Source organism: Streptacidiphilus jeojiense, from assembly GCF_000719095.1.
Classification (GTDB): Bacteria; Actinomycetota; Actinomycetes; order Streptomycetales; family Streptomycetaceae; genus Streptacidiphilus; species Streptacidiphilus jeojiensis.
The window spans coordinates 38,553-61,946 of record NZ_JOEH01000018.1; the positions used below are offsets into that span (position 1 = coordinate 38,553).

Genomic DNA, 23,394 nt, shown 5'->3' on the forward strand with positions numbered 1-23,394 from the left:
GCCGTGCGCCGTGGGGCTCCCCCTCAACCGGTGGCGCCGCCACCGAGATCCATGGGTCCTTCGCGGGCCGCCGCCAGCAGCTCCGCCATCTCCAGGCCCGCCACGGCCGCGGCCTCCGCACAGGCCGCCAGGTCCTTGCGCAGGTACGGAGCGACCGCGGCGACATAGCGCTCGGTCCCGCCGCGGGCCGCGATGTAGCGGGCCGCGGTGCTCCCGCCGCTGCTGACCGCGAGGGCCGCCAGCAGGGTGTCCTCGTCGACGCCCATGGCGCGGCCCGCCTGCAGTCCGCGCAGGGTCAGCTGGGTGACCCCGGCGAAGAGCAGGTTGTTGAGCAGCTTCACCTGCAGCGCCGAGCCCCGGGCCCCGGTCGCGAGGACGGGGTCGGCGTAGGCGCTGACGATGTGACGCGCCGTCGCTACGTGTTCGGGCTCGCCGCCGAGGTAGACGGTCAGCCGCCCGTCGCGGACCGCCTGCGCCGTTCCGCTGAAGGCGGCGTCCACGATCGCGGCCCTGCCGGTGGGCGACGCCTCGTCCAGACGGCGCAGCGTCGCCGGCAGGCCGGTGGTGTGCGACACGAGCACCGCGTGGGCGTCCATGGCCGCGACGACCCCGGGCAGCACGTCGAGCACCTGGGCGTCGCTGAACAGGCAGCTGACCACGGCGTCGGAGTCGGCGATGTCGGGCGGCCTGTCGACGAGCTCAGCGCCGGCAGCGGCGAGCCGGGCCCTGACCTCGGGCCGTCGCGCGTAGGCGCGCACCCGGTGACCGGCCGTCAGCAGGCGCTCCAGCATCGGTTCGCCGATGCTGCCGGCGCCGACGAACCCGATCGTCATGTCGTGACTCATCGTCAGAGCCTCACCACTCCAGCCGGAGCGACTGGAGGCCGTACATGTTGCCGTGCTGCCGCAGTTCCTGACCGGGTGCGACGCGGTAGTCGGGGATACGCCGGTGCCACTCCCTGACCGCTGTGGTGAGTTCGAGGCGGGCCAGGTGCGAGCCCAGGCAGCGGTGCGGGCCCGAGCCGAACGCGATGTGGTTGGTGCTGCTGCGGTGCAGGTCCACCTCCAGCGGGTTCTCGTAGCGGTGCGGGTCGCGGTTGGTGACCGCGAGCGGGAGCATCACCATCTCGCCCGCCCTGACCGGACAGCCGGCGATCTCGACGTCCCTGGTCGCCTTGCGCGCCGGGACCACGAACGAGTAGACGCGCAGGATCTCCTCCACCCCGCCGGCGATGAGTGCGGGGTCGGCGACGATCTCGGCACGCTGCTCCGGATGTGTGGCGAAGTGGTACAGCGCCCAGCCGATCGAGATCGGGACCGTGTCGAAGCCGGCCTGGAACATCAGGATGCAGAAGGCGTGCATGTCCCGGTCGCTGATCGGCTGGTCGTCGATCGTCCAGGCCATGGCGTGGGACAGCAGGTCGTCGCGCGGGGCCCTGCGGCGCAGGGCGATCTGTTCGTCGAAGTAGGCCGAGACGGCCTGCATGGCGCTCAACTGCCTGCTGCCCTCCGGGTCCTCGGCGTGGGAGAGGTGCAGCAGGTCGTGGATCCAGGCGAGGAAGGTGGGCAGGTCCTCCTCGGGCAGGCCCATCAGACGCATGAAGATCAGGGTCGGGAAGCGGCGCGCGAAGTCGTCGAGCACGTCGGCGCCGCCCCGGCCGGCGAGGGCGTCGATCAGCTCCGTCGCGGTCCTACGGATCTCCGGTTCCCGGGCGGCGACGGCGGCCGGGGAGAAGTAACGGCCGAGCAGGCGACGCCACGCGGTGTGCTCGGGCGGGTCCAGCATCTCGGGGATCCACAGGAACTTCGGGTCCGGTTCGAGCGCCGTCACCGAGGTGTTGGAGAAGGTCCGCCAGTCCTGCAGCGCCCGCTGCACGGCCGGGCCGTCGGTGGCCACCCAGTAGCCGCCGGCGACCGTGCTGCGGAACCCGGTGTGGGTGCCGGCCAGCTCGTCCCAGCGCTGCAGATGGCTGAGGACCGGGCCGTCGAGCCGGTTGTCGAAGTAGAAGGCGGGCAGACCGTCATGGGTACCGTCGGGTTCGAGGGTCGTACTCATCGCCACTCCGCTCTCCAGGCGTTCTCCGCTTCGCCCATTGTCGGGGCGTGGCTCCGGCAACCCCCGTGCGGTTCCCACTGAGCGGGACAGTGTTCGGTATCCTGGTGACCCTAGTCAACTTTCAGGGAAGGCGGGTCCCATGGTGCAGGCCGACGCCCGACGGCTCGACGAAGGACCGCTCGACAGCGCGTTGGCCGCCAGTGTCCGGGCTCCGAAGACCGGAGAGCTCGTGGCCCGACGGCTGCGCCGTATGATCGCCGACGGTGAGCTGAAGAACGGCGACTTCCTCCCCCATGAGGCACAGCTGCTGGAGCACTTCGGGGTGTCCCGGCCCACCCTGCGCGAGGCGGTGCGGGTGCTGGAGTCGGAGGGGCTGGTCGAGCTGCGGCGCGGGTCGCGCACCGGGGCGCGGGTGCGCATCCCGGGTCCGGAGGCGGTGGCGCTGCCGGCCGCGCTGCAGTTGCAGATCGGTGGCGCCACGCTCGCCGACGTCTACACCGCGCGCAGCGCGATCGAGCCGACCGCCGCGCGGCTGCTGGCCCTGACCGGGGACGAGGAGCGCTACGCCGCCCTGGAGGCGGCGTTGGAGGGCGAGCGGGACAATCTCGGGTCCCCGGCCGGTTTCGCGGTCGGCTCGGCCAGGTTCCACCTGCGGATGGTGCAGCTGGCGGGCAATCAGACCCTGGCGCTGATGGCCGGGATGCTGCACGAGATCATCCTGCGGCAGACCCGCAACGCGGTGCGCAGCAGTGGCCGCCCGGGCATGGACGAGCAGGCGCTGAAGTCCTACGAGAAGCTGATCCGGCTGGTGCGCGCCGGGCGGGGCGAGGCGGCCGAGACGTTCTGGCGCAAGCACCTGGCGGCGGCCGACGAGATCGTGCTGGCGGGCCAGGCGGCGACCCGGGTCATCGACATCACGGACTGACGGACTGACCCGTCCGCGGTGCCGGACGGGCACCGCGGACGGGGAAAGCGATCAGTCCTGCTGGGCCGTCAGGTCCAGGGCGATGTCGGTGATCATGTCCTCCTGGCCGCCGACCATGCCGCGGCGTCCGGCCTCGACCAGGATGGAGCGGGTGTCCAGGCCGTAGCGGGCGGCGGCGACCTCGGCGTGGCGCAGGAAGGACGAGTACACGCCTGCGTAGCCGAGGGTCAGGGTCTCCCGGTCCACCCGTACCGGCCGGTCCTGTAGCGGTCGGACCAGGTCCTCGGCGGCGTCCATCAGCGGGAACAGGTCGCAGCCGTGGTCCCAGCCCATCAGGTCGGCCACCGCGACGAAGGCCTCCAGCGGGCAGTTCCCGGCACCGGCCCCCTGGCCGGCCAGTGAGGCGTCCACCCGCAGCGCGCCGCTCTCGACGGCGACGACGGTGTTGGCCACCCCGAGGGCCAGGTTGTGGTGGGCGTGGATGCCCATCTGGGTCTCCGGTTCCAGCACCCGCCGGTAGGCCAGGAAGCGTTCGCGCACGTCGTCCATGGTCAGTCGGCCGCCGGAGTCGGTGACATAGACGCACTGGACGCCGTAGGACTCCATCAGCTTGGCCTGGCGGGCCAGTTCCTCGGGTGGTGCCATGTGCGACATCATCAGGAAGCCGGCCACGTCCAGGCCGAGTTCGCGGGCGAAGCCGATGTGCTGGGCGGAGATGTCGGCCTCGGTGCAGTGGGTGGCGATGCGCACCGAGCGGATGCCCAGTGCGGCGGCCTGTTTGAGGTCGTGCAGGGTGCCGATGCCGGGCAGCAGCAGGGTGGTGGGGATCGCGCTGGTGCAGTTGGCGGCGACGGCCTCGATCCACTCCCAGTCGGTGTGGGCGCCGACGCCGTAGTTGACGCTGGAACCGGACAGTCCGTCGCCGTGGGCGATCTCGATGGCGCCCACCCCGGCGGCGTCCAGCGCGGCGGCGATGGCTGCGGCCTGTTCGACGGTGTAGCGGTGGCGGATGGCGTGCATGCCGTCCCGCAGGGTCACGTCCTGCACGTAGAGCTTCACTGCTGTCCGCCCTTCAGCGCGCCGGCGGTGCCCTCGGCGCGCAGCGTCGCGATCCGTTCCGCCGTGCGCAGTGCGGCGGAGGTCATGATGTCCAGGTTTCCGGCGTAGGCCGGCAGGTAGTGGGCCGCGCCCTCGACCTCCAGGAAGACCGACACCTTGACCGGGTGCTCGGCGCCGGGGGCCAGGCTGCGCACCGGGTCGTCGGCGGCGACCGCGTCGAACTGCACCTTCTGCTTGAGCCGGTAGCCCGGGACGTAGGCCTGGACCTCGCCGATCATCCGCTCCACGCTGGCGGCCACGGCCGCCTCGTCGGCGTCGCCGGTGATGCAGTAGACGGTGTCGCGCATGATCAGCGGGGGTTCGGCCGGGTTGAGCACGATGATGGCCTTGCCCTGGGCGGCGCCGCCGACCTTCTCGATCGCGGCCGAGGTGGTCTCGGTGAACTCGTCGATGTTGGCCCGGGTGCCGGGGCCGGCGGACTTGGACGCGATGGAGGCGACGATCTCGGCGTAGTGCACCGGGGTGGCCTGCGCCACGGCCGCCACGATCGGGATGGTGGCCTGGCCGCCGCAGGTGACCATGTTGAGGTTGGTCGCGTCCAGGTGCTCGTCGAGGTTGACCGAGGGGACGACGTAGGGGCCGATCGCGGCCGGGGTCAGGTCGATGACGGTGCGTCCGAGGGCGCGCAGCACCTGGTCGTTGTGGCGGTGGGCGCCGGCGGAGGTGGCGTCCAGGACGATCCCGACGTCCTGGAACTCGTCCATGGCGACCAGGGCGTCGACGCCGCCGCTGGTGGTGGCGACGCCGAGGCGGCGGGCCCGGGCCAGGCCGTCGGACTCGGGGTCGATGCCGACCATTGCGGCCATCTCCAGCCGGTCGGACAGCCGCAGTACCTTGATCATCAGGTCGGTGCCGATGTTGCCCGAGCCGATCACGGCGACCCTGGTCTTGGGAACGGTCATGCTTTCTCCTCCGTATCGGGGTCGGGCGCGGTCCCGAAGCGGACCCGGGCCGAGCCCAGTCCGCTGATCCGTGTCTCGAACAGGTCGCCGGGGGCGGCCTCGACCATGGGTCCGAGTGCTCCGGTGAGCACGACGTCGCCGGCCCGCAGCGGGGCGCCGGCGGCGGCGAGCGTGGCGGCGAGCCACACGGCCGCGTTGACCGGGCCCTCCAGGCAGTCCGAACCGCGTCCCTCGGACCGCAGCTCGCCGTTGCAGGTCAGCGACATGCGCACCTGGCGCAGGTCGATCGCGCTGAGCGGCACCGGGGCGGCGCCGAGCACGAACAGGCCGCTGGAGGCGTTGTCGGCGATGGTGTCGACGATGCCGATGTCCCAGCCGGCGATGCGGCTGTCGACGATCTCCAGCGCTGGCAGCGCGAAGTCGACGGCCCGCAGCAGGTCGACCACGGTGCAGTCCGGATGCGGCAGGTCGGCGTTCAGGACCAGCGCGACCTCCGCCTCGACCTTGGGCTGCAGCAGCCGTCCGGCCGGGATCTCGCCGGCGTCCGGCACCGCCATGTCGGCGAACAGGGTGCCGAAGTCGGGCTGGTCGACTCCGAGCTGCCGTTGCACGGCGGCCGAGGTGGCTCCGGTCTTGCGGCCGACGATGCGCCGGCCCCGGGCCAGCGAGCGCTCGGTGTTGATGCGCTGCACGGCGTAGGCGGCCGCCAGGTCGCCGGGGGCGAACCAGTCGCGCACCGGGGGGCAGGGCTGCCCGCTCCGCTCGGCGTGCAGCAGTGCGTCGGCGGCCTTGGCGGCCGCCGGTGGCGGGGCGGGGTCGCGGGGTTCTGCCACGGGCCTTCCTTCCGGGACGGGCTGACGAACAGTCCGGAGTGGCCCCGGTCGGGCCGCCGTCGCGGTCTGCGCGACCACGTCTACCAAGCGCCCGCGCGGCGCGCCCACCGCGCGGCCCGGTGAATGGGACGGGCCCGCACCGTCGGGGGCGGTTCCATTTTGTGTTCCGCTCATCGGGAGAGCCCGGTCGCGCTCCGTTTTCCCGTGGTTACGCTTCCCCCCACCCATGGAAGGAGACCGTGATGACCACGGAATCACAGGCGGCCACCCCCGCCGGCGCGATGCTCCCGGGCCTGGTCGACGGCGGTAGACGGGGGGCAGGGCGATGACCGAACTGCAGACCCCGGTCCAGGACGTCGCGGCGGACGACCGGTCGGGCTGGACGCCGCGGCTGGTGCTGTCGCTGGTCTCGCTGGTGCTGATCGTGGAGCTGGTCGCGCTCAGCTACACGGTGACCTCGACAGCCATGCCGTCGATCACCCGGCACTTCCGTACCGACCAGGGCGGCTGGCTGCTCACCTGCTACCTGCTCACCGGCGCCGTGGTCAGCCCGCTGCTGGGCAAGCTGGCGGATCTGCACGGCAAGCGCAAGGTCCTGCTCGGCGCCCTGACCGTGTCCGCGGCCGGGGCGGTGCTCACCGCGCTGGCGCCGACGTACGGGGTGCTGCTGGCCGGGCGCTGCCTGGAGGGCTTCGCCATCTCCGGGATGTTCCTGACCTACTCGCTGATGCGCGACGTCTACCCGCCGCGCACCCTGCCGCTGGCGGCCAGCCTGTCGGTCACCGGCATCGGGCTGTTCGGCGTCGGGGTGCCGTTCCTGGTCGGCTGGCTGCTGGACACCTTCGGCTTCCGCGGGATGTACGCCTTCGACGCGATCGTGATCGCGGTCCTGGGCACGCTGATCCTGCTGTCCACCCCGGAGACCCCGCTGCGGCATCCGGCCCGCACCGACTTCCCCGGCGCGCTGCTGCTCGGCGGCGGGATAGCGCTGGTGCTGGTCGCGGTCAGCCAGGGCGACAGCTGGGGCTGGACCTCGGTGAGCACCCTGGGTCTGATCGCGCTCGGCCTGGTGCTGCTGGCCGGGTTCACCCTGCGCAGCCGCCGGATCTCCGAGCCGGTGCTGAATGTGCGTCAGTTCACCCGCCGGCCGATCCTGCTGGCGGCGGTGGTCGGCGCGTCCTCCTACGGGGCCACCATCGTCCCGGCCACCATCCTGCCGGTGCTGGCGCTCACCCCGGCCTCCGCGGGGCGCACCTACGGCCTGGGCATGACGGCGTTCGCCTACGCCGCCATCGCCTCGCCCCAGGCGGTGGCCCAGGTGATCGGCGGGTTCTCGGTGGGCCGGGGGGCGCAGCGGATCTCCCCGCGCTGGTTCGCCATCGCGGGCCTGGTGCTGATCGCCGCGGCCGGGCTCTTCCTGCGCTCCTTCCACGCCCACCTGGACACCATCCTGGTCGGGGCGGTCGTCGACGGGCTGGGGGCGGGCCTGGTCTACGGCGCGGTGCCGAACATGGTGATCGCGGAGACACCGCCCGAGGAGCAGGCGTCGATCGCGGGCAGCATCCAGGTCTGCATGAGCGGCTTCTCCAGCATCATCCCGGTGGTGATGTTCACCATCCTGGCCCGCTCGGCGATCGTCTCGCCGGCGGGCGTGCTGTACGCCGAGCCCGGGATCCGGGGCAGCCTGCTGCTGATGGTCGGCCTGGCCGTGGTCGGCGCGGTGCTGGCGCTGACCGTACTGGGGCCGCGGAGGGCGGGAAAGCTGGTCATGGACACCGCACCTGCGCATAACTAGTACATTGAATACTATGAGTGCTATGAATGCAGGCCTGCAGGTCGGTCGGCCGGTGCGGGCGCCGAAGACCGCCGAGCTGATCGCGGCCCGACTGCGCCGGCAGATCGTCCGGGGCGACCTGCGGCCCGGCGACACCCTGCCCTCCGAGATCCAGCTGATGGAGCAGTTCGGGGTGTCCCGGCCCACCCTGCGCGAGGCGTTCCGCATCCTGGAGGCGGAGGCGCTGATCAACATCCGTCGGGGCAGCCGGGGCGGCGCGCAGGTCACCGCCCCGGACCTGTCGGTGGCCGCGCGCTACGTCGGACTGCTGCTGCAGATCCAGGGCACCACCCTGGACGACGTCTACGAGGCCAGGATGATCGCCGAGCCGGCCTGCGCGCGGATGCTGGCGAAGCGGCGCACCGGTGCGGACCTCGCGGACCTCAGCGCGGTGGTGGGGCAGTTGGAGGCCGCCGTGGAGTCCCGTGACGACGCGGTGCCGGATCTGGCGGAGTGGTCGCGGCTGACCTACCGGTTCCACGAACTGGTGATGGAGCGCTCCGGCAACAGGACCCTGGCCATCCAGGGCGCGGTGCTGCAGGACGTGGTGGGGATGCACACCACGGTGCGGGTGGCCCGCAACTTCGACGCGGCCGAGTCGCCGGAGCGGTTCCAACGCGCCATCAGGGCCTACAAGAAGCTGGTGGCCCTGCTCGACGCCAAGGACGCGGACGGGGCCGAGCGGCACTGGCGCAGCCATATGAAGGCGGCGGCGGACTACCTGCTCCGCGGCGAACTGCACAACAAGCCGGTGGTCGACCTGTTCGAGTGACTGCGGGTCAGCCGAACGCCCCGTGGTCCCACGCCCTGAGGGTGCGGGACCACGGGGCGCTTCCGGTTCAGTCCGCGAACCGGGCGATCTCGCTCTGCAGCAGGTCCAGCAGGTTGTCGGCCGGGGGCTGCGGGAGCTGCACCGCGGCGTCGCGGGTGGGCAGCAGCACCACGGCGGTGCCGGGCGTGGTGACCTCTCCGCGCTGGTTGCGGCAGTCCAGCTCCAGGTGGACCTCGTTGCGGCCGTGCGCCTGGACCTTGTCGACCACGGTGCCGTGCACCCAGGTGGTGTCGCCGATGTAGTTGAAGCGGCGGTGCTCGCAGCGCAGCCGGAACAGCCAGCCGTCGTCGCCCATCCAGTCGGTGAGCGCGTGGGTCAGCCAGGTCTCCCGCATCCCGCCGTAGTCGTAGCTCATCGGGATGCCCAGCTCCCGTGCCCGCTCCGGCTCCCAGTGCAGGCGCTGGACGGTGTCCGGGATGTTGCGGGCGTTGCGCGGGTACAGCCCCGGAGCCTTCCGGCGCACCTGGCGGGCCAGCGCGAAGGCGCCCGGCGGGGTGAGCTGCATGCCCCAGCCCAGGTGCCACACCACCACGTCGGTGACCGTCAGCGGCCCCTTGACCCGGGGCTGGATCTGCTCGCCGATCCGCACGTCCTCGAAGTAGCGGGGTTCGGCGCCGCGGCGGGTCTCGCTGTCGTAGGCGGCGTCGATCGCGGCCAGCTCGTCGTCCGAGTACGGCGGGAAGGTGACGGGTGGCCGACTCTGCGACCGCTCCTTGGAGCGGCCCCGTTCGGCGTGGATCCAGGTGCCGCGCTGCACGGTCACCACCGCGCCGTCGCCGTCGGCGAACAGCAGGCCGTCGGTGACGTGGGCGGCCCGGCCTCCGAAGGAGCTCTCCTTGACCTGGACGCCGACCTGGGCGCGGACGCTGGTGCAGCGGTCGCCCAGCCGCAGCGGGCGGTAGTACTCGAACTCCATCGCGGCCTGGTAGGCGCCCAGGCCCGCCAGCGGGTCGCCGCGCAGCTGCGCCTTGACCTCGGCGTCCTGTTCGATGGCGTTCTCGCCCATGGTGTAGCAGAAGTTGGGCGGGGCGATGGTGCTGCCCCAGCGGGTGGCCGGGCCGTGGCCCGGGTCGCACCACAGCGGGTTGTCGTCGCCGTAGCCGTGGGCGAAGTGGCGGATCCCGTCGGCGGTGACCTCCAGGTTGTGCGGGGCCAGCTGCTTCTTGGGCAGGCCGGTGCGGCGCCGGGCCCGCGCCACCGCCTCGTCGGTCAGCTGCCCGGCCCCGGTGTGGTCGGTCACGGCGCTCATGGCGTGCTCCTCGCGGATTCGAGTCCGGGTGCAACGGCGAACAGGTCGCGCACCTCGGGGCGGCTGACCTTCAGCGACGCGGTGCGCGGCAGCTGTTCGACGATCCGCAGGGCCACCGGCATCTGGTAGCGCGTCAGGCGTCGGGTCAGGTGGTCCAGCAGTTCCTGCTCGGTGGCGGGGCCGCTGACCGTCACCGCGACGGCGGGGACCTCGCCGAGGCGTTCCTCGGGCAGCCCGACCGCTGCGGCGTCGCTGACCGCCGGATGGGTGCGCAGCGCGTCCTCGATGACGCTGGGCGGGATCTTGAAGCCGCCGCGGTTGATGGCGTCGTCGGCGCGGCCGTGGATGAAGAGGAAGCGGTCCGCGTCCAGGGAGGCCAGGTCGGTGGTGCGCAGCCAGTCCTGGCCGCTGGGCAGTTGCGCGCCGCGCGCTTCGAGCAGGCCGACCGTGTCGCAGGGCAGTACGGCGCCCGAGTCCGGGTCCACGATCCGCAGTTCGATGCCGCGGTGGGCGCGGCCCACGCTGCCGCGCTTGCTGCGGGCCCAGTCGCGGTGGTCGGCGAGCGACCAGCCGGCGATGGCGCCGGCGAACTCGGTGGCGCCGTAGGTGGTCAGCAGCGGAACGCCGTAGCGCGCCTCGAACTCCTCGGACAGCTCGGGCGGCAGCGGGGCGGTGCCGGAGCCGATGGCGCGCACGCCCTCGAAGACCTCGGGCGGGATGCCGGTGCTCAGCACCATGCGGATGGCGGTGGGCGGCAGCCGCAGCTGCCGAGGACGGTGGCGGCGGACCAGTTCGGCCCACGGCTCGACCTCGAACCGCTCCATCAGCACGACGGCGCGGCCCTCGACGGCGTGCGCCAGGGCGAAGTACAGACCGCTGATGTGGGCGAGCGAGGACCACAGGATGACTCGGCCGGTCCGCAGCCGGGGCTCGTCCGCGAGCACGGTCCCGGCGGCGGTGAGCGAGGAGGTCACCTGGGGGTAGCTGAGCGCCACCCGCTTGGGGCGGCCGGTGGTGCCGCTGGTGGTCATCAGCACGGCGGTGTCCTCGGCTGGCAGCGTGGCCGGGGCGGGCCGCCAGGCGTCGGGGAGCAGCAGCAGCGGTGCGCCGTCGCGGCACACCACCGGCACCGCGCGGACCTGTTCGGCGGCGCTGCGCAGAGCCGACCGTCCCCAGTCCTGCGGTGCGGCGACGACCACGTCCGGGCGCAGCGCGGTGACCTCGTCGGCCAGTCCGGTGTCGCCACTGTGCGGGCTCAGGGTGACGACCTGTCGGCCGGTGGCCAGCGTGCCCAGCAGCGCGGCCAGCGGGCCGGGCCGGTTGCGCAGCACCACGCCCACCCGCCGCGCGCCGGGATGCGCCGCCAGCATCGCGTCCAGGTCGCGGGCCGCGGCCTCGAAGTACGACCAGGGGTGGTCGGTGTCCTCGAAGGTCAGCGCGGTCGCGTCGGGGTCGACGGTCAGCACCCGGCGGAGCCGGGCCGACAGCGCCGGCAGGTCGGGCCCCGGCGGTGGATGTTCCAGGTTCGTCATATGGCCTCTATCCGAGTAGCAGCCCCTCCGTGCTCGGAATAGTAGCAAAGAACAAAGTAAATTAGTAAACTGATTCAGCGATTCAAGAGGGTGCGGCGAGGGTCGCGGCGGCGCATGCGGAACAGGCCCATGACGTCGTCATGGGCCTGTTGGGAGAGCGAGGGTGCCTCAGGCGGCGCAGCCGGCCTTGGAGAAGGTGAAGGCGGCGAAGGGGTCGGTCACGGTCGCGGCGACCATCCGGATCAGATCCGCGGCCCGCCCGACGATCGGGCCGGGAACCGACTCGACGTCAGGACAGCCGCCGCCGGCCAGCAGCGCCAGCGAGTCGTCGTAGCGGACCAGCGCGGACCAGGTGCTCTCGGCCGCCGGGTCCACGTCCACCACCTCGCGGTCCCGGGCGCGGGCCTGCTCCAGGGCGTCGGCGACCAGCTCGACCTGCTGCTCGGCGTCGCAGGCCGGACCGGGCCGGTGTCCGCCGGGGAAGAAGAAGTTGGGGAATCCGGCCGCCATCACCCCCAGGTAGCTGCGCGGACCGTCGGACCAGTGGTCGGCCAGCGTCCGCCCCCGGCGTCCGTGCACGCCCAGGCTGACCGGCTCGCAGGCGGCCACCACGAAGCGGGCCCGGAACCGGGTGCCGCAGGCGGCGACGACGTCCCAGTTCCCGGTCGGCTCGTCGAAGACCGCCGAGAGCACCTCCTCGTCGAGCAGCGAGGCGCGGAAGCCGCGGGAACGCATCCGGACCACCTGGGACAGGGCGACCTCGCTCGCGCCGATCACCAGGACATCGGCCGCACCTGAATCGGTCCATCCGTGCATGAACGCTCCAGCTCCACAACGCCGTGGGTCTCGACTGTGTACCGACCGGTCCAAACAATCGAGACCTCAAACTAATGGAGCTGCCTGCCCCGGGCAAGGCTCGCGACAGCATGATTGATCTTCAGCGAAGCTTCCACTCCGGCTTGACGAATCCCTCGCGGGACACCGCGGGCATGCCGATCGGGTTCCCGATCGTGGTGTAGTTCCAGCCGACCGCCTGCGCGGTCTCCCGGTCCAGGTCCAGCGTCTCCCAGATCGCCTTCACCGTTCCCTGCACGGCGGCCGGCGGCTTGGCGGCGATGATCCGGGCCAGGGCGTCGGCGCGCGCCCAGAGTTCGCCCTGCGGCACCAGCTCGGAGACCAGGCCGATCTCGCGCGCCCTGGCCGCCGACATCCGCTCGTCCAGCCCGATCAGCGCCCAGCGCAGCGCCTCCCCCAGCGGGATCCGGCGGGCCAGGCCGATCGGCTCCAGGGCCGAGGTCATCCCGTAGGAGACATGCGGGTCGAAGAAGGTGGCGTCGTCGGAGCTGATCACGATGTCCGACTCGTTGATCCAGTAGAAGGCCCCGCCGGCCACCATGCCGTGCACGGCGGTGACCACCGGCTTCCACACCTTGTTCTGCTTGGGGCCCAGCCCGCGGCCCGGGTCCTCCTGGCTCCACACGTTCTCGGCCTTGACGATGCCGTCGGTGACGTCCACTCCGCTGCTGAAGGCCCGGTCACCGGCCGCCCGCAGCACCACCACGTGGATCGCGTCGTCGGTGCGCACCCGCGCCCAGATCTCGCGGAACTCCTCCACCATGGCCTGGTTGAAGGCGTTCAGCCGGTCCGCGCGGTCCAGGGTGACCGTCGCGATGTGGTCCTGGACCTCGAACAGCACCGTCGTGTAGTCGCGCTCGTCGTCCCGCGCCATCAGTCGGACCTCCTCAGACCGGGACACCGTCGGCCCCGTTCGCCCGCGCCACCGCATCGGCCACCCTGCGGCGGATCAGCTTGCCGGTCTCGGTGCGCGGCAGTTCCTCGACGAACCAGAAGCGGTCCGGCGTCCTGCTCGAACGCAGCGTCAGCCTAGTGAAGTCCCGCAGCTCCCCCGCGTCCACCGGGGACCCGGGACGCGACACCACGGCCGCCTCGATCCGCTGGCCCCACTCCCGGTCGGTGACGCCGAACACCGCCGCGTCCTGCACCTGCGGATGGCGCAGCAGGACCTCCTCGATCTCGGCGGGCGCCACGTTCTCCGCCCCCCGGATGATGGTGTCGTCCGTGCGGCCGCCGAGGAAGAGATAGCCCTCCGCGTCCAGGTACCCCTCGTCCCTGGTGTCGAAGAACCCCTGCGCGTCCAGGGCCCGTCCGACGCCGGCGTACTCGGCGGAGATCTGGCCGCCGCGCACGAAGACGCGACCCGGCTGCAGCGGGCCGAGCAGGTTTCCCTCCGGGTCCCGGATCTCGATCTCCACGCCGGGCAGCGCCCTGCCGGCGGAGCGCAGCCGGGCCCGCCCGTCGGGGTCGGTCGCCGCCTGGGCGCGGCGGTGGTCCTCCGGACCCAACAGGGCGATGGTGGAGCTGGTCTCGGTCAGCCCGTAGGCGTTCACGAAGCCGACCTCGGGCCAGGTCGCCAGCGCCTTCTCGATCACCGGTCCGGGCATCGGCGCCCCGCCGTAGGACAGCGACCGCAGCGAGGGCAGCGAGACGTCCTGGTCCGACTCGACGAGGCGGGCCAGCATGGTGGGGACCACCATGGCGTTGGTGACCGCCTCATCGCGCACGGTGCGCAACCACTCGGTGGGGGTGAAGCCCTCGATCACCACGGTGCGCCGGCCGGCGAACAGATTGGTGATCACATTGGCCACGGCGGCGATGTGGTACGGCGGGACGCTGACGAGTGCGGCCTCCTCCTCGCCGGCTGCGGCGAACTCCACTGTGCCCAGGACGTAGGAGACCAGGTTGCTGTGGCGCAGCAGCACGCCCTTGGGTTCGGAGGTGGTACCGCTGGTGTAGATCACCGCGGCGACCCCGTCCCCGTCCCCGTCGTCGCCCGGCTCCTCGACCCGGCCGCAGCCGGACGCAGCCGTCTCCAGCCACTCCTGCGGGGTGATCGACGGGATCCCGGCGCGCTCCAGGTGGATGCGGGCGCCGGGGTCGGCCACACCCAGGGCGTTCGGATGCTTCGTCAGCAGTGCTGCGAGCTGCTGCTCCCCCAGCCGGAAGTTCAGCGGGACGAGGGGGATCCCCGCCCTGGCCGCGGCGAACAGCGCGACCGGGAAGGCCGGGCCGTTCACCCCCAGGTAGACCAGCGAGCCGGCCCCGCGCTCGCGCAGCGCATGGGCTCCGGCGTGTGACCGCCGGGCCAGCTCGGCGCCGGTGATGCCGGCCTTCCTGCCCCCGATCAGGACCCGGTCGCCGAACCCGTCGGCGGCCATGTCCAGCAGTGTCGACAAGCGCATCGGACGCCCCCTCAGTCCGAGGCCGGCAGCGGCTTGGCCTGCTGGGTCTGCAGCGGGATCCCGTCCAGGGCCAGCGTGCCCTTGCCCTGCTTGGTGCAGAGGACCTGGATCCTGCCGCCCTCGTCGGCGTACCGCTTGCCCAGCACCGTTCCGCCCTGCAGGGCCGGATCGGCCGGCACGGCGGTCACCGCCGCACCCGAGGCCACCATCTCGACGCCGCCGCAGCTCAGCGCCGTGTCGCCGTCGGGCGCCCGGATCACGACCACTGCGGTCGTGTCGGTGGCGCTGACCAGCATCAGACCGGGCCGAAGAATCATGGTGTTCGCTCCTCAAGTGAACTCTGGACGGGTGGGTCGGTCGGCCTGTCTGCTCAGCGCCCGCGCCACACCGGCCGCCGCTTCTGCGCGAAGGCCGCGGCCCCTTCGCGGGCGTCCTCGGAGTCGAAGACCGGCCGGTACAGCTGTTCCTGCTTGGACCATCCCTCGCCGACGCTCCAGTCGGCCTGCTGCTGGGCGATCTGCTTGGTCACGGCCACCGCCAGCGGGCCGTTCGCCGCGATCGCGGCGGCGAGTTCCAGCGCGCCCTTGAGTGCCTCGCCGTCCGGGGTGACCCGGTTGACCAGGCCCAGGGCGGCCGCCCGGTCGGCGGTGACCAGATCACCCGTCAGCAGCATTTCCAGCGCCACCGCGTGCGGGATGCGCCGCGGCAGCAGCATCGCCGCTCCGCCGCCGGCCACCAGTCCGCGCTTGACCTCGGGGACGCCGAACCGGCTGGACTCGCCGGCCACGGCGAGGTCGCAGGCCAGCATCAGTTCGAAGCCCCCCGCCAGCGCCCATCCCTCGACTGCGGCGATCAGCGGCTTGCGCGGCGGGGCCATGGTCACCCCGGCGAAGCCGCGGCCCGGGATGAAGGGCTTGTCGTCGTTCAGCCAGGCCTTCAGGTCCATACCGGCGCAGAAGGTCCCGCCCGCTCCGGTCAGCACGCCGACCCGCAGCTCCTCGTCCGCGTCCAGTTCGTCGACGGCCGCGGCGATGGCGCGGGCCGTGGCGCCGTCGACGGCGTTCCGGGAGCCGGGGCGGTTGATGGTGATGATCTGGATGCCCTCGCGCCGTTCGACCAGTACCGGGGTCAGGTCCGGGTCCGTCATCGTTCGCCCTCCTCGGAGATCCGGATCACGATCTTGCCGGTGTTCACCCGGTCGGCGACCCGCTGGAGCGCGTCGCCGACCTTCTCCAGCGGGTGCACCTCGGACACCAGCGGCCGCATGCCCTGGGCGACCAGCTCGGCCAGGTGCTCGCGGGCCCGCGCGGTCTCCTCGGGCAGCCGCTGGGTCCAGGTCCGCAGCTCCAGGCCGCGGACGGTGACGTTCTTCAACAGCACCAGGTTGAGCGGGATGCTCGGGATACCCCCGGCGAAACCGATCGTCACCAGGCGTCCGCCCCAGCGGATCGCGCGCAGCGCGGGCTCGGTCCAGCGGTCGCCGACCGGGTCCAGGACCAGGTCGGCGCCCTCACCGGTGATCTCCTTGATGCGCTTCTTGAGGTCCTCGCCGGCGTAGTCGATGCCGGCCTCGGCGCCCAGCTTGCGGCAGACCTCCAGGCGTTCCGGGGAGGAGGCCGCCGCGATCACCCGGGCCCCCAGCCGTACCGCGAGGTCCACGCAGGCCGTGCCGACGCCGCCGGCTGCCCCGAGCACCACCACCCACTGTCCCGGCTGCACCCCGCCGGCGGTCACCAGCCCGTGATAGGCCGTCAGATAGGCCACCCGGAAGGACGCCGCCTCGGCCATCGACAGTCCCTCGGGGATCTTGGAGACCGATCCGACAGGCGCCACCACCTGCTCGGCCATCGCCCCGGTGGGCACGGAGCCGTGGACCAGGTCGCCGACCGCGAAGCCGTCGACCCCTTCGCCCAGCGCGGCGACCCGGCCGGCGAACTCGCTTCCGGGGGTGAACGGGAGCGGCGCCGAGACCTGGTACTGGTCGGCGATGAAGAGCAGGTCGGGAAAGTTCACGGCGGCGGCCGCGACGTCGACCAGGACCGTGCCCGGTCCGGCCCGCGGTGCCTCGATGTCCCGCACGACGATGTCGGCGGGGCCGCCGTACACCTCACAGCGAGCGGCTCTCATGGATCCTCCAAGGTGGGACTCCAGGGTGGGAACTGCAGATCTCCTGACGGGCCGGGGCCCCGGACGGGGTGTCACACCTCGATCACCACCGCGCCGCCCTGCCCGCCCGCCGCGCACATGGCCGCGACCGCCACTCCCCCGCCGCGGCGGCGCAGTTCGTGGACGAGGGTGGTGAGCATCCGCGCCCCGGACGCGGCGACCGGGTGTCCCAGGCTGCAGCCGCTGCCGTGGATGTTGACCCGCTCCTCGTCGATCCCCAGCTTTCGGCAGGCAGCGATCGGGACCGAGGCGAAGGCCTCGTTGATCTCCCACAGGTCGACGTCGGCGACGCCGTAGCCGGCCCGGTCCAGCACCTTGGGGATCACCTCGCCGGCGGCCATCCCGGTCCGGTGCGGGGCGACGCCGACGGCCGCCCAGGCCCTGACCCGGGCCAGCGGCCGCAGTCCGCGTTCGGCAGCGAGGTCCGAGCCGGCCACGACCAGGGCGGAGGCGGCGTCGTTGACGCCGCTGGCGTTGCCCGCGGTGATGCTGAACCCGTCGATCCCGGGCCGCAGCGGCTTCAGGCCGGCCAGCTTGTCCAGGGTCGACCCGCGGCGGGGGTGCTCGTCGGTCGAGAACCGTACCGGCTTGCCGTCGAGCACCACGTCGACCGGAACGGTCTCGTCGGCGAACAGCCCGGCGTCGATGGCAGCCACGGCTCGGTCGTGCGACCGCTTGGCCCAGGCGTCCATCTCGGCGCGGGTGATGCCTGCCTCCTGGGCGGTGTTCCAGCCGACGGCCACGGCCACGTCGTCGTTGGCGTCCTGGTAGTACGGAAAGGTCGGGGCGAATCCGGTGCGCCGCTCGTCGCTGCCGGGGATGCGCCAGGACAGGGCGGGGTTCATGGACGCGGAGTGGGTGCCGCCGGCGATGACGGCGCGGTCCATCCCGGCCCTGACCGACGCCGCCGCGTTGCCGACCGCGGCCAGGCTCGCGGCGCAGTGCCGGTTCACGGCCTGCCCGGGGACGTGAGCCAGGCCGGCGGCGACCGCCGCGTAGCGTGCGATGTCGCCGCCTCCGGCCAACTCCTCGGCCAGGATGACGTCGTCGATGTCCTGGGCGGACAGCCCCGAGCGCTCCAGCGCGGCCCGCACCACCACGGTGGCGAGTTCCTCCGCGGGGGTGTCGCGCAGGGTGCCCTTGAAGGACGTGGCGATCGGCGTACGTACGGCGCTGAGGATGACTGCCTCGTTCATGCCTGTCTCCTTGCTCATGCCCGGCCGCCGCGGCGCAGGTCGTCGGGGACCCACTCCGGGGAGCGCCTCTCGATGAAGGCGCTGAAGCCCTCCCTGGACTCGGGGCGCTGCAGGCTGTCGAACATGGCGATCCGGTCGTGCAGTCCGACGTACTGGTCGAGGACGCGCTTGACGTCGCGTCGGGCCAGCGGTGCGGTGCGGCAGCATTCGGCGAGCACCTCGGTGGCCGCGTCCATGAGGTCGGCGTGCGGGACGACCCGGCTGACCAGTCCCCAGTCGAGGGCTTCCTGGGCGGTCAGGGTCCGGCCGGTCATCATCAGGTCGCGGGTCCGCACCGGGCCGACCAGGCGCGCCAGCACCTGCGCGAAGTAGGTGTCCGAGATGCCGCGCAGCAGTTCCGGCACTCGGAAGGTGGCCCGCTCGCTGACCACCGCGACATCGGAGCACAGCGCGATCATCAGACCGCCGCCCTGGCAGATCCCGTTCACCGCGCAGACCACCGGTTTGACGCTCTGTCGCAACACGTCGAAGGGCACCACGTCGATCGCGCCGGGGACGCCGCCCAGTTGCAGCCAGTTGTCGCCGGCGTTCTTGCCCAGGTCGCCGCCGGGGATGAAGACGTCGCCGGTGCCGGTGATCAGCAGTCCGGCGATGCCGGGGTCGGCGTCGACACAGCGGACCGCGTAGCGCACCCCGAAGTACATCGCCGGGGAGAGGGCGTTGCGCGCCTCGGGGCGGTCCACGACCAGGTGGGCGAACGGGCCGTGGCGGTCCAGGCGCAGGTGCGGGGAGCCGAGCCAGTCCCCGTCGGGCGGGCGCGGCAGTTCCTCTGCTACGGCCTGAGTCATGCGGCCCCCTTCGGCTGTAAGGTCGTTCAGTTGAATGATTGCACTATAGACACTAGCCTGCCCCATGGCGAGACCGGAAGATCCGGACAGGAGAGACGGTTGATGAGCACCGGGAAGTCCGAAGAATTGGAGCACCAGGGCAAGGTCGCCTTGGTGACCGGAGGCGCCCGCGGCTTCGGCCGGGCCTTCGGTGCGGCGCTGGCCGTGCGCGGCGCCCGGGTGGTCCTGGCCGACATCGACGCAGACGCCGCAGCGGCGACCGCGGCCGAACTGCGTGCCGACGGCGCGAGCGTCGAGGGACTCGCCTGCGATGTGGCCGACGAGGAGCAGGTGAACCTGATGGTCCAGCAGATCACCGCCTCGCACGGCGGCCTGGACCTGCTCGTCAACAACGCCGGCCTGCACTCGGCCGCGTTCAACAAGCCGTCCGAGGAGATCGGCGTCGCCGGGATCCGCCGGCTGTTCGACGTCAATGTGATGGGTGTGCTCATCTGCTCCCTTGCGGCGAAGGCGGCGATGCGCGGACGGCCCGGCGGCGCGATCGTCAACATCTCCTCCTCCGCCGCCTACGCCAACCGGACCGCCTACGGGGTCTCCAAGCTCGCCGTGCGCGGCCTGACCGCGTCCCTGGCTCGCGAGTTCGCCTCCGACGGCATCCGGGTCAACGCGGTCGCGCCCGGGCTGATCTTCACCGACACCATCCGGAAGGAGCTGCCTGCCGCCGAGGCGCAGCGGGTGCTGGGCCAGCAGATCCTGCAGCGCGAGGGGCGGGAGGAGGACGTCGTCGATGCGGTCCTGCATCTGCTCTCGTCGCGGGCGTCGTTCGTGACTGGTGAGACCGTCCGGGTGACCGGCGGCTTCGCGCTGTCGCTGTGAAGCGCGCCGGCACCACTGTCGGTGTGGGTCAGCGTGTCATCTTGCGGAAGTCCCAGCTGGTCAGCTTCTCCGGGGTCAGCCGCAGCCATCCGTGCCGTCCGTCGGCGTGGAAGGTGTCGCCGCCGGTGTACTTGCGGGCGAACAGCAGTTCTGGCTCGGCCAGTTCGGCGGCGAGTTCACGGTGCGGCTCGGCCTGTCGCGGGATCTCGCCGACCGGTTCGACGCTGCCGGTCAGCTCCACCCCGCGCAGCTCGGCGAAGCCGACCCCCGCGTCGACCACCACGGCGACCCGGGGGTCCCGGGCGAGGTCGGTCCAACGCTGGCTGCGCACCAGGGAGTTCAGCCACAGCGAGGTTCCGTCCCAGACGAACCACAGCGGGGCTACATGGGGCCTGCCGTCGGCGCCGCAGGTCGCCACCCGGCAGGTGCGCTCGCCGCCCAGGAACTCGTCCACCTCCGCCGGGGTCATCGCGATGGCCCGGCCCCGCCGCTGCCGGGCCGGTGCGGGGCGGTAGTTGAGGAATCCCGCCTCGCCGGGGTTGGCCGAGGCGAACCCGGTGTTGCGCTCAAGCGCCCTGCGCAGTTCGCGCAGCCGGGCCTGGATCTGCACGGCCTCCTCGCCCGGCGAGGCGGCCAGCAGGTCCGCCTCCGCCTGCTCGATCTCGGTCCGCAGTCGTGCGCCCGACTCGTTGAAGGTCAACAGGTCGTGGTCCTCGTCATCCCGGGCTCCGGCGTCCAGCACTGTGGTCCTCCTGGGGGTCCAGCCTTTACGAGACAGTTGAATAGGTTACATAATATAGCTAGCTGAGAGACAAGGATGCGCGATGCCGCTTCAGGACCACATGCAGATCATCTCGGTCGACGACCACCTCATCGAGCACCCGCGGGTGTTCAGCGACCGCCTGCCCAAGAAGTTCCTCCAGGAGGGCCCGAGGATCGTCGAGGACGAACAGGGCTGCCACGTCTGGCACATGGAGGACAAGGTCTTCCCCTACATCGGGCTCAACGCCGTCGCCGGCAAGTCCCCCGAGCAGTTCGGGCTGGAGCCGCTGCGCTTCGAGGACATGATCCCCGGCTGCTACGACCCCGCCGCCCGGGTGAAGGACATGGACCTGGACGGCGTCCAGGCGGCCTGCTGCTTCCCCTCCTTCCCCGGCTTCGGCGGCCGGGTCTTCCTGCGCGCCGCCGACAAGGACCTCGGGCTCGCCTGCATCAAGGCCTGGAACGACTTCAACATCGACGAGTGGTGCGCGACGGCGCCCGACCGCTACGTACCGCTGTCGATACTCCCGCTGTGGGACGTGGACCTGGCCGCGGCGGAGCTGCGTCGGGTGGCGGCCAAGGGCTCCCGTACCGTCTCCTTCCCCGACAGCCCCGTCCCGCTGGGCCTGCCGTCCTTCCACAGCGACCACTGGGGTCCGCTGTGGGACGCCTTCGAGGAGACCGGTATCCCGGTCAGCCTGCACTTCGGCTCCGGCAGCTTCGTCCCCGGCTTCTCCGCCTCGGCCGCCGCCCTCGCGCCGAACGCCTCCGGCAAGGAGTACCAGTCGGTGTCCGCGCGCTACGACCCCGCGGCCAAGGGCCCCAAGGACGAGGCACCCACCGCCGCCTCCTTCGCCGTCTACGCCACCAACCTGATGTGGACCACGGTCGACCTGGCCCTGTCCGGGCAGCTGCAGAAGCACCCCGGGCTGAAGTTCATGCTCGCCGAGGGCGGCATCGGCTGGCTCCCCTACATCAGCGAGCGGGTGGACAACGTCTGGCAGCAGCACCGCCACTACCAGGCGATCGACTTCGACACCCGCCCCAGCGACCTGATCAGGAAGCACTTCTGGGGCTGCTACATCAGCGACGAGTTCGGTCTGAAGAACCGTCACGAGATCGGCGTCGACCGGATCTGCGTCGAGGTCGACTACCCGCACTCCGACTCGATGTGGCCGAACAGCCGCAAGATCATCGCCGAGTCGCTGCTCCAGGTGCCGGACGACGAGGCGCACCGGATCGTCGAGCTGAACGCCCGTGACGTCTTCACCTTCCCGCGTGTCTGAGCCGACCGGTCGGCCCGGGCCGCAGTACACCCGTCCACTGCCCCAACCGACCCTGGCCAGCGCGGAGTTCTGGGCCGCGGGCAGCGACGGGACCCTGCACGTCCTGCGCTGCGCGGACTGCGGCGGCTACACGCATCCGCCGCTGCCGCGCTGCCGGGTCTGCCGCGGCGCCGCCCTCAAGCTCTCGCCGGTGTCGGGGCGGGCCGTGGTGGTTGGATTCACCGTCAACCACCAGCAGTGGCTGCCCGCGTTCCCGCCGCCGTACGTCGTCGCGATCGTCGCCCTGGAGGAGGACGACGGGGTCCGCCTCACCACCAACCTGGTCAACTGCGACCCGGACGAGGTGCACGTGGGCCTGCCGGTCCGGGTCGTGTTCGAGACGGTCGACGACATCGCCCTGGCGCTGTTCGAGCCCGACCCGGAACGGCAGGGGACCACGCCTCCGCTGCCCGAGCCGGAGGACCTCTCGGTCCACCTGCGCCCGATGGCCTCGCCCGCCAAGTTCGAGGACCGGGTCGCGCTGACCGGCGTGGGCCAGTCGCGGGTGGGGCGCAGGCTCATGGTCGACCCGCTGTCCCTGACCGTCGACGCCTGCCTGCAGGCCGTCGAGGACGCCGGGCTGACGCTGGACCAGATCGACGGGCTCTCCACCTACCCGGGCAGGTCCGGTCCCCCCGGCATGTCGGAGGGTGGCATCCCGCCGCTGGTCGAGGCCCTGCAACTGCGCCCGACCTGGTTCAACGGCGCCGGGGACACGCCGGGCCAGGCCGGTGCGGTCATCGCCGGCATGCTGGCGGTGGCCTCCGGGCTGTGCCGCCATGTGCTCTGCTACCGGACCGTGTGGGAGTCCTCGCACGCGGCGATGGTGCGCGACGGACGCTGGGACGCCCCGGGCGGCCGCGCCACCGGAATGCTGGAGGACCGGGCGCCCTTCGGCGCCATGTCCGCCGCCAACTGGATCGCCATGCAGGCCTCCCACTACTTCCACCGCTACGGCGGCGAGCGCTCGGCCCTGGGCTGGATCTCGGTCACCCAGCGCCAGGGCGCCGGTCGCAACCCCGAGGCCGTGCTGCGCACACCGCTGACCCTGGACGACTACTACGCGGCCCGGATGGTGTCCACGCCCTTCGGCCTCTACGACTGCGACCTGCCGGTGGACGGGGCGGTGGCGGTGGTGGTCTCCGCGATCGAGACCGCGGCCGACCGCCCCAAGCCCCCGGTCCTGGTCGAGGCGGTCGGCACCCAGATCCTGGAGCGCCCCAGCTGGGACCAGGGCACCCTCACCCACGAACCGCTGGTGCTCGGCCCCGCCCGCCACCTGTGGAGCCGTACCTCGCTGCGCCCCGACGACGTCGACGTCGCCCTGCTCTACGACGGCTTCACCTTCAACGCCGTGTCCTGGCTGGAGGCCCTGGGCTTCTGCGAACCGGGCGGCGCCCAGGACTTCATCGACCAGGGCCGCGGCATCGCCCTGGACGGACGGCTCCCGCTCAACCCCCACGGCGGCCAGCTCTCGGCGGGCCGCCTGCACGGCTTCGGCTTCCTGCGGGAGGCGATGCTGCAACTGCGCGGCGAGGCCGACGGCCGCCAGGTCGCCTCCCCCGACGTCGCAGTGGTCACCACCGGCGGCGGAGCCCCGGGCAGCGCCCTGCTGCTGCGCCGCGCCTGAGCCGCCACGCCACCCGGCGACGGCACGATCAAACGAGGAGAGCAACGACC

Annotated in this window: 22 protein-coding genes; 6 read left to right on the plus strand and 16 right to left on the minus strand. The window is 72.1% G+C overall.

Features of this window, described 5'->3' with window-relative positions:
- Positions 1-23: 23 nt before the first annotated feature.
- A complete protein-coding gene (locus tag IF29_RS0123575; RefSeq protein WP_037596307.1) occupies positions 24-833 on the minus strand; it encodes an NAD(P)-dependent oxidoreductase in 810 nt (269 codons plus the stop codon).
- Positions 834-855: 22 nt separating this feature from the next.
- The gene (locus IF29_RS0123580) at positions 856-2,055 is read right to left on the minus strand and encodes a cytochrome P450 (RefSeq protein ID WP_030258391.1); all 1,200 of its coding nucleotides are present in this window, start codon (positions 2,053-2,055) and stop codon (positions 856-858) included.
- 139 nt (positions 2,056-2,194) lie between these two features.
- Between IF29_RS0123580 and IF29_RS0123585 the strand changes: the two genes are divergently transcribed.
- Positions 2,195-2,980: a FadR/GntR family transcriptional regulator gene (locus IF29_RS0123585; protein ID WP_030258394.1), complete on the plus strand. Its 786-nt coding sequence runs from the start codon at positions 2,195-2,197 to the stop codon at positions 2,978-2,980.
- A gap of 51 nt (positions 2,981-3,031) precedes the next feature.
- On the opposite strand, the gene dmpG is transcribed toward IF29_RS0123585, so the two are convergent.
- The 3 genes from dmpG to IF29_RS0123600 are packed head-to-tail and all read right to left on the minus strand — an operon-like array spanning position 3,032 to position 5,834.
- Positions 3,032-4,039 (minus strand): 4-hydroxy-2-oxovalerate aldolase, encoded by a 1,008-nt coding sequence (gene dmpG / locus IF29_RS0123590; RefSeq protein WP_030258397.1) that lies wholly within the window; start codon positions 4,037-4,039, stop codon positions 3,032-3,034.
- Positions 4,036-5,001, minus strand: a complete 966-nt coding sequence (locus IF29_RS0123595; RefSeq protein ID WP_030258400.1) for an acetaldehyde dehydrogenase (acetylating) — start codon at positions 4,999-5,001, stop codon at positions 4,036-4,038. The genes dmpG and IF29_RS0123595 overlap by 4 nt, the downstream gene beginning before the upstream one ends.
- On the minus strand, positions 4,998-5,834 hold the full coding sequence (locus tag IF29_RS0123600; RefSeq protein WP_037596311.1) for a 2-keto-4-pentenoate hydratase: 837 nt from the start codon (positions 5,832-5,834) through the stop codon (positions 4,998-5,000). The genes IF29_RS0123595 and IF29_RS0123600 overlap by 4 nt, the downstream gene beginning before the upstream one ends.
- A 325-nt stretch (positions 5,835-6,159) precedes the next feature.
- On the opposite strand from IF29_RS0123600, the gene IF29_RS0123605 reads away from it, so the two are divergent.
- Together IF29_RS0123605 and IF29_RS0123610 are read left to right on the plus strand one after the other, a co-directional pair.
- Positions 6,160-7,629, plus strand: a complete 1,470-nt coding sequence (locus tag IF29_RS0123605) for an MFS transporter (RefSeq protein ID WP_030258405.1) — start codon at positions 6,160-6,162, stop codon at positions 7,627-7,629.
- 22 nt (positions 7,630-7,651) lie between these two features.
- A complete protein-coding gene (locus IF29_RS0123610; RefSeq protein ID WP_030258408.1) occupies positions 7,652-8,440 on the plus strand; it encodes a FadR/GntR family transcriptional regulator in 789 nt (262 codons plus the stop codon).
- A gap of 67 nt (positions 8,441-8,507) precedes the next feature.
- On the opposite strand, the gene IF29_RS0123615 is transcribed toward IF29_RS0123610, so the two are convergent.
- The 10 genes from IF29_RS0123615 to IF29_RS0123660 all read right to left on the minus strand — a co-directional run bounded on the left by IF29_RS0123615 (position 8,508) and on the right by IF29_RS0123660 (position 18,751).
- The gene (locus tag IF29_RS0123615) at positions 8,508-9,749 is read right to left on the minus strand and encodes a MaoC family dehydratase (protein WP_030258410.1); all 1,242 of its coding nucleotides are present in this window, start codon (positions 9,747-9,749) and stop codon (positions 8,508-8,510) included.
- Positions 9,746-11,281, minus strand: a complete 1,536-nt coding sequence (locus IF29_RS0123620) for a class I adenylate-forming enzyme family protein (RefSeq protein WP_030258412.1) — start codon at positions 11,279-11,281, stop codon at positions 9,746-9,748. Before IF29_RS0123620 ends, IF29_RS0123615 begins: the two co-directional genes overlap by 4 nt.
- Positions 11,282-11,449: 168 nt before the next feature.
- Positions 11,450-12,097 carry a hypothetical protein gene (locus IF29_RS0123625; RefSeq protein WP_030258415.1) on the minus strand — a complete coding sequence of 216 codons (648 nt, stop codon included), beginning with the start codon at positions 12,095-12,097 and terminating at the stop codon, positions 11,450-11,452.
- Between the two features lie 121 nt (positions 12,098-12,218).
- Entirely contained in the window at positions 12,219-13,010 is a 792-nt protein-coding gene (locus tag IF29_RS0123630) for an enoyl-CoA hydratase/isomerase family protein (protein ID WP_030258417.1), read from the minus strand.
- A gap of 13 nt (positions 13,011-13,023) precedes the next feature.
- Positions 13,024-14,541 carry a class I adenylate-forming enzyme family protein gene (locus IF29_RS0123635; protein WP_030258419.1) on the minus strand — a complete coding sequence of 506 codons (1,518 nt, stop codon included), beginning with the start codon at positions 14,539-14,541 and terminating at the stop codon, positions 13,024-13,026.
- A gap of 11 nt (positions 14,542-14,552) precedes the next feature.
- Positions 14,553-14,858 (minus strand): hypothetical protein, encoded by a 306-nt coding sequence (locus tag IF29_RS0123640; RefSeq protein WP_030258421.1) that lies wholly within the window; start codon positions 14,856-14,858, stop codon positions 14,553-14,555.
- A 53-nt stretch (positions 14,859-14,911) separates the two neighbouring features.
- Positions 14,912-15,688 (minus strand): crotonase/enoyl-CoA hydratase family protein, encoded by a 777-nt coding sequence (locus IF29_RS0123645; protein WP_030258424.1) that lies wholly within the window; start codon positions 15,686-15,688, stop codon positions 14,912-14,914.
- Positions 15,685-16,668 (minus strand): NADPH:quinone oxidoreductase family protein, encoded by a 984-nt coding sequence (locus tag IF29_RS0123650; protein WP_030258425.1) that lies wholly within the window; start codon positions 16,666-16,668, stop codon positions 15,685-15,687. Before IF29_RS0123650 ends, IF29_RS0123645 begins: the two co-directional genes overlap by 4 nt.
- A 71-nt stretch (positions 16,669-16,739) precedes the next feature.
- On the minus strand, positions 16,740-17,903 hold the full coding sequence (locus IF29_RS0123655) for a thiolase family protein (protein ID WP_030258427.1): 1,164 nt from the start codon (positions 17,901-17,903) through the stop codon (positions 16,740-16,742).
- A 14-nt stretch (positions 17,904-17,917) separates the two neighbouring features.
- Positions 17,918-18,751, minus strand: a complete 834-nt coding sequence (locus tag IF29_RS0123660; RefSeq protein ID WP_030258429.1) for an enoyl-CoA hydratase/isomerase family protein — start codon at positions 18,749-18,751, stop codon at positions 17,918-17,920.
- A gap of 102 nt (positions 18,752-18,853) precedes the next feature.
- Between IF29_RS0123660 and IF29_RS0123665 the strand changes: the two genes are divergently transcribed.
- A complete protein-coding gene (locus IF29_RS0123665) occupies positions 18,854-19,627 on the plus strand; it encodes an SDR family NAD(P)-dependent oxidoreductase (protein WP_030258431.1) in 774 nt (257 codons plus the stop codon).
- Positions 19,628-19,655: 28 nt separating this feature from the next.
- Here IF29_RS0123665 and IF29_RS0123670 read toward each other — a convergent pair whose 3' ends face one another.
- Complete coding sequence (locus IF29_RS0123670) at positions 19,656-20,096, minus strand: pyridoxamine 5'-phosphate oxidase family protein (RefSeq protein ID WP_037596357.1); 441 nt, start codon at positions 20,094-20,096, stop codon at positions 19,656-19,658.
- A 355-nt stretch (positions 20,097-20,451) separates the two neighbouring features.
- On the opposite strand from IF29_RS0123670, the gene IF29_RS0123675 reads away from it, so the two are divergent.
- Both IF29_RS0123675 and IF29_RS0123680 read left to right on the plus strand, forming a co-directional pair.
- Positions 20,452-21,675 (plus strand): amidohydrolase family protein, encoded by a 1,224-nt coding sequence (locus IF29_RS0123675; RefSeq protein ID WP_030258434.1) that lies wholly within the window; start codon positions 20,452-20,454, stop codon positions 21,673-21,675.
- Positions 21,668-23,344, plus strand: a complete 1,677-nt coding sequence (locus IF29_RS0123680) for a thiolase C-terminal domain-containing protein (protein ID WP_051725827.1) — start codon at positions 21,668-21,670, stop codon at positions 23,342-23,344. Before IF29_RS0123675 ends, IF29_RS0123680 begins: the two co-directional genes overlap by 8 nt.
- Positions 23,345-23,394 lie beyond the last annotated feature (50 nt).

Excerpts from the sequence above, each read along its gene's own strand:
- IF29_RS0123640 (WP_030258421.1), bottom strand. The coding sequence starts at position 14,858 with ATGATTCTTCGGCCCGGTCTGATGCTGGTCAGCGCCACCGACACGACC.
- IF29_RS0123595 (WP_030258400.1), bottom strand. The coding sequence starts at position 5,001 with ATGACCGTTCCCAAGACCAGGGTCGCCGTGATCGGCTCGGGCAACATC.
- IF29_RS0123650 (WP_030258425.1), bottom strand. The coding sequence starts at position 16,668 with ATGAGAGCCGCTCGCTGTGAGGTGTACGGCGGCCCCGCCGACATCGTC.
- IF29_RS0123620 (WP_030258412.1), bottom strand. The coding sequence starts at position 11,281 with ATGACGAACCTGGAACATCCACCGCCGGGGCCCGACCTGCCGGCGCTG.
- IF29_RS0123645 (WP_030258424.1), bottom strand. The coding sequence starts at position 15,688 with ATGACGGACCCGGACCTGACCCCGGTACTGGTCGAACGGCGCGAGGGC.
- IF29_RS0123625 (WP_030258415.1), bottom strand. The coding sequence starts at position 12,097 with ATGCACGGATGGACCGATTCAGGTGCGGCCGATGTCCTGGTGATCGGC.
- IF29_RS0123585 (WP_030258394.1), top strand. The coding sequence starts at position 2,195 with ATGGTGCAGGCCGACGCCCGACGGCTCGACGAAGGACCGCTCGACAGC.
- IF29_RS0123615 (WP_030258410.1), bottom strand. The coding sequence starts at position 9,749 with ATGAGCGCCGTGACCGACCACACCGGGGCCGGGCAGCTGACCGACGAG.
- IF29_RS0123665 (WP_030258431.1), top strand. The coding sequence starts at position 18,854 with ATGAGCACCGGGAAGTCCGAAGAATTGGAGCACCAGGGCAAGGTCGCC.
- IF29_RS0123610 (WP_030258408.1), top strand. The coding sequence starts at position 7,652 with ATGAATGCAGGCCTGCAGGTCGGTCGGCCGGTGCGGGCGCCGAAGACC.
- IF29_RS0123580 (WP_030258391.1), bottom strand. The coding sequence starts at position 2,055 with ATGAGTACGACCCTCGAACCCGACGGTACCCATGACGGTCTGCCCGCC.
- IF29_RS0123675 (WP_030258434.1), top strand. The coding sequence starts at position 20,452 with ATGCCGCTTCAGGACCACATGCAGATCATCTCGGTCGACGACCACCTC.
- IF29_RS0123670 (WP_037596357.1), bottom strand. The coding sequence starts at position 20,096 with ATGACCCCGGCGGAGGTGGACGAGTTCCTGGGCGGCGAGCGCACCTGC.
- IF29_RS0123575 (WP_037596307.1), bottom strand. The coding sequence starts at position 833 with ATGACGATCGGGTTCGTCGGCGCCGGCAGCATCGGCGAACCGATGCTG.
- IF29_RS0123605 (WP_030258405.1), top strand. The coding sequence starts at position 6,160 with ATGACCGAACTGCAGACCCCGGTCCAGGACGTCGCGGCGGACGACCGG.
- IF29_RS0123655 (WP_030258427.1), bottom strand. The coding sequence starts at position 17,903 with ATGAACGAGGCAGTCATCCTCAGCGCCGTACGTACGCCGATCGCCACG.
- IF29_RS0123635 (WP_030258419.1), bottom strand. The coding sequence starts at position 14,541 with ATGCGCTTGTCGACACTGCTGGACATGGCCGCCGACGGGTTCGGCGAC.
- IF29_RS0123630 (WP_030258417.1), bottom strand. The coding sequence starts at position 13,010 with ATGGCGCGGGACGACGAGCGCGACTACACGACGGTGCTGTTCGAGGTC.
- IF29_RS0123660 (WP_030258429.1), bottom strand. The coding sequence starts at position 18,751 with ATGACTCAGGCCGTAGCAGAGGAACTGCCGCGCCCGCCCGACGGGGAC.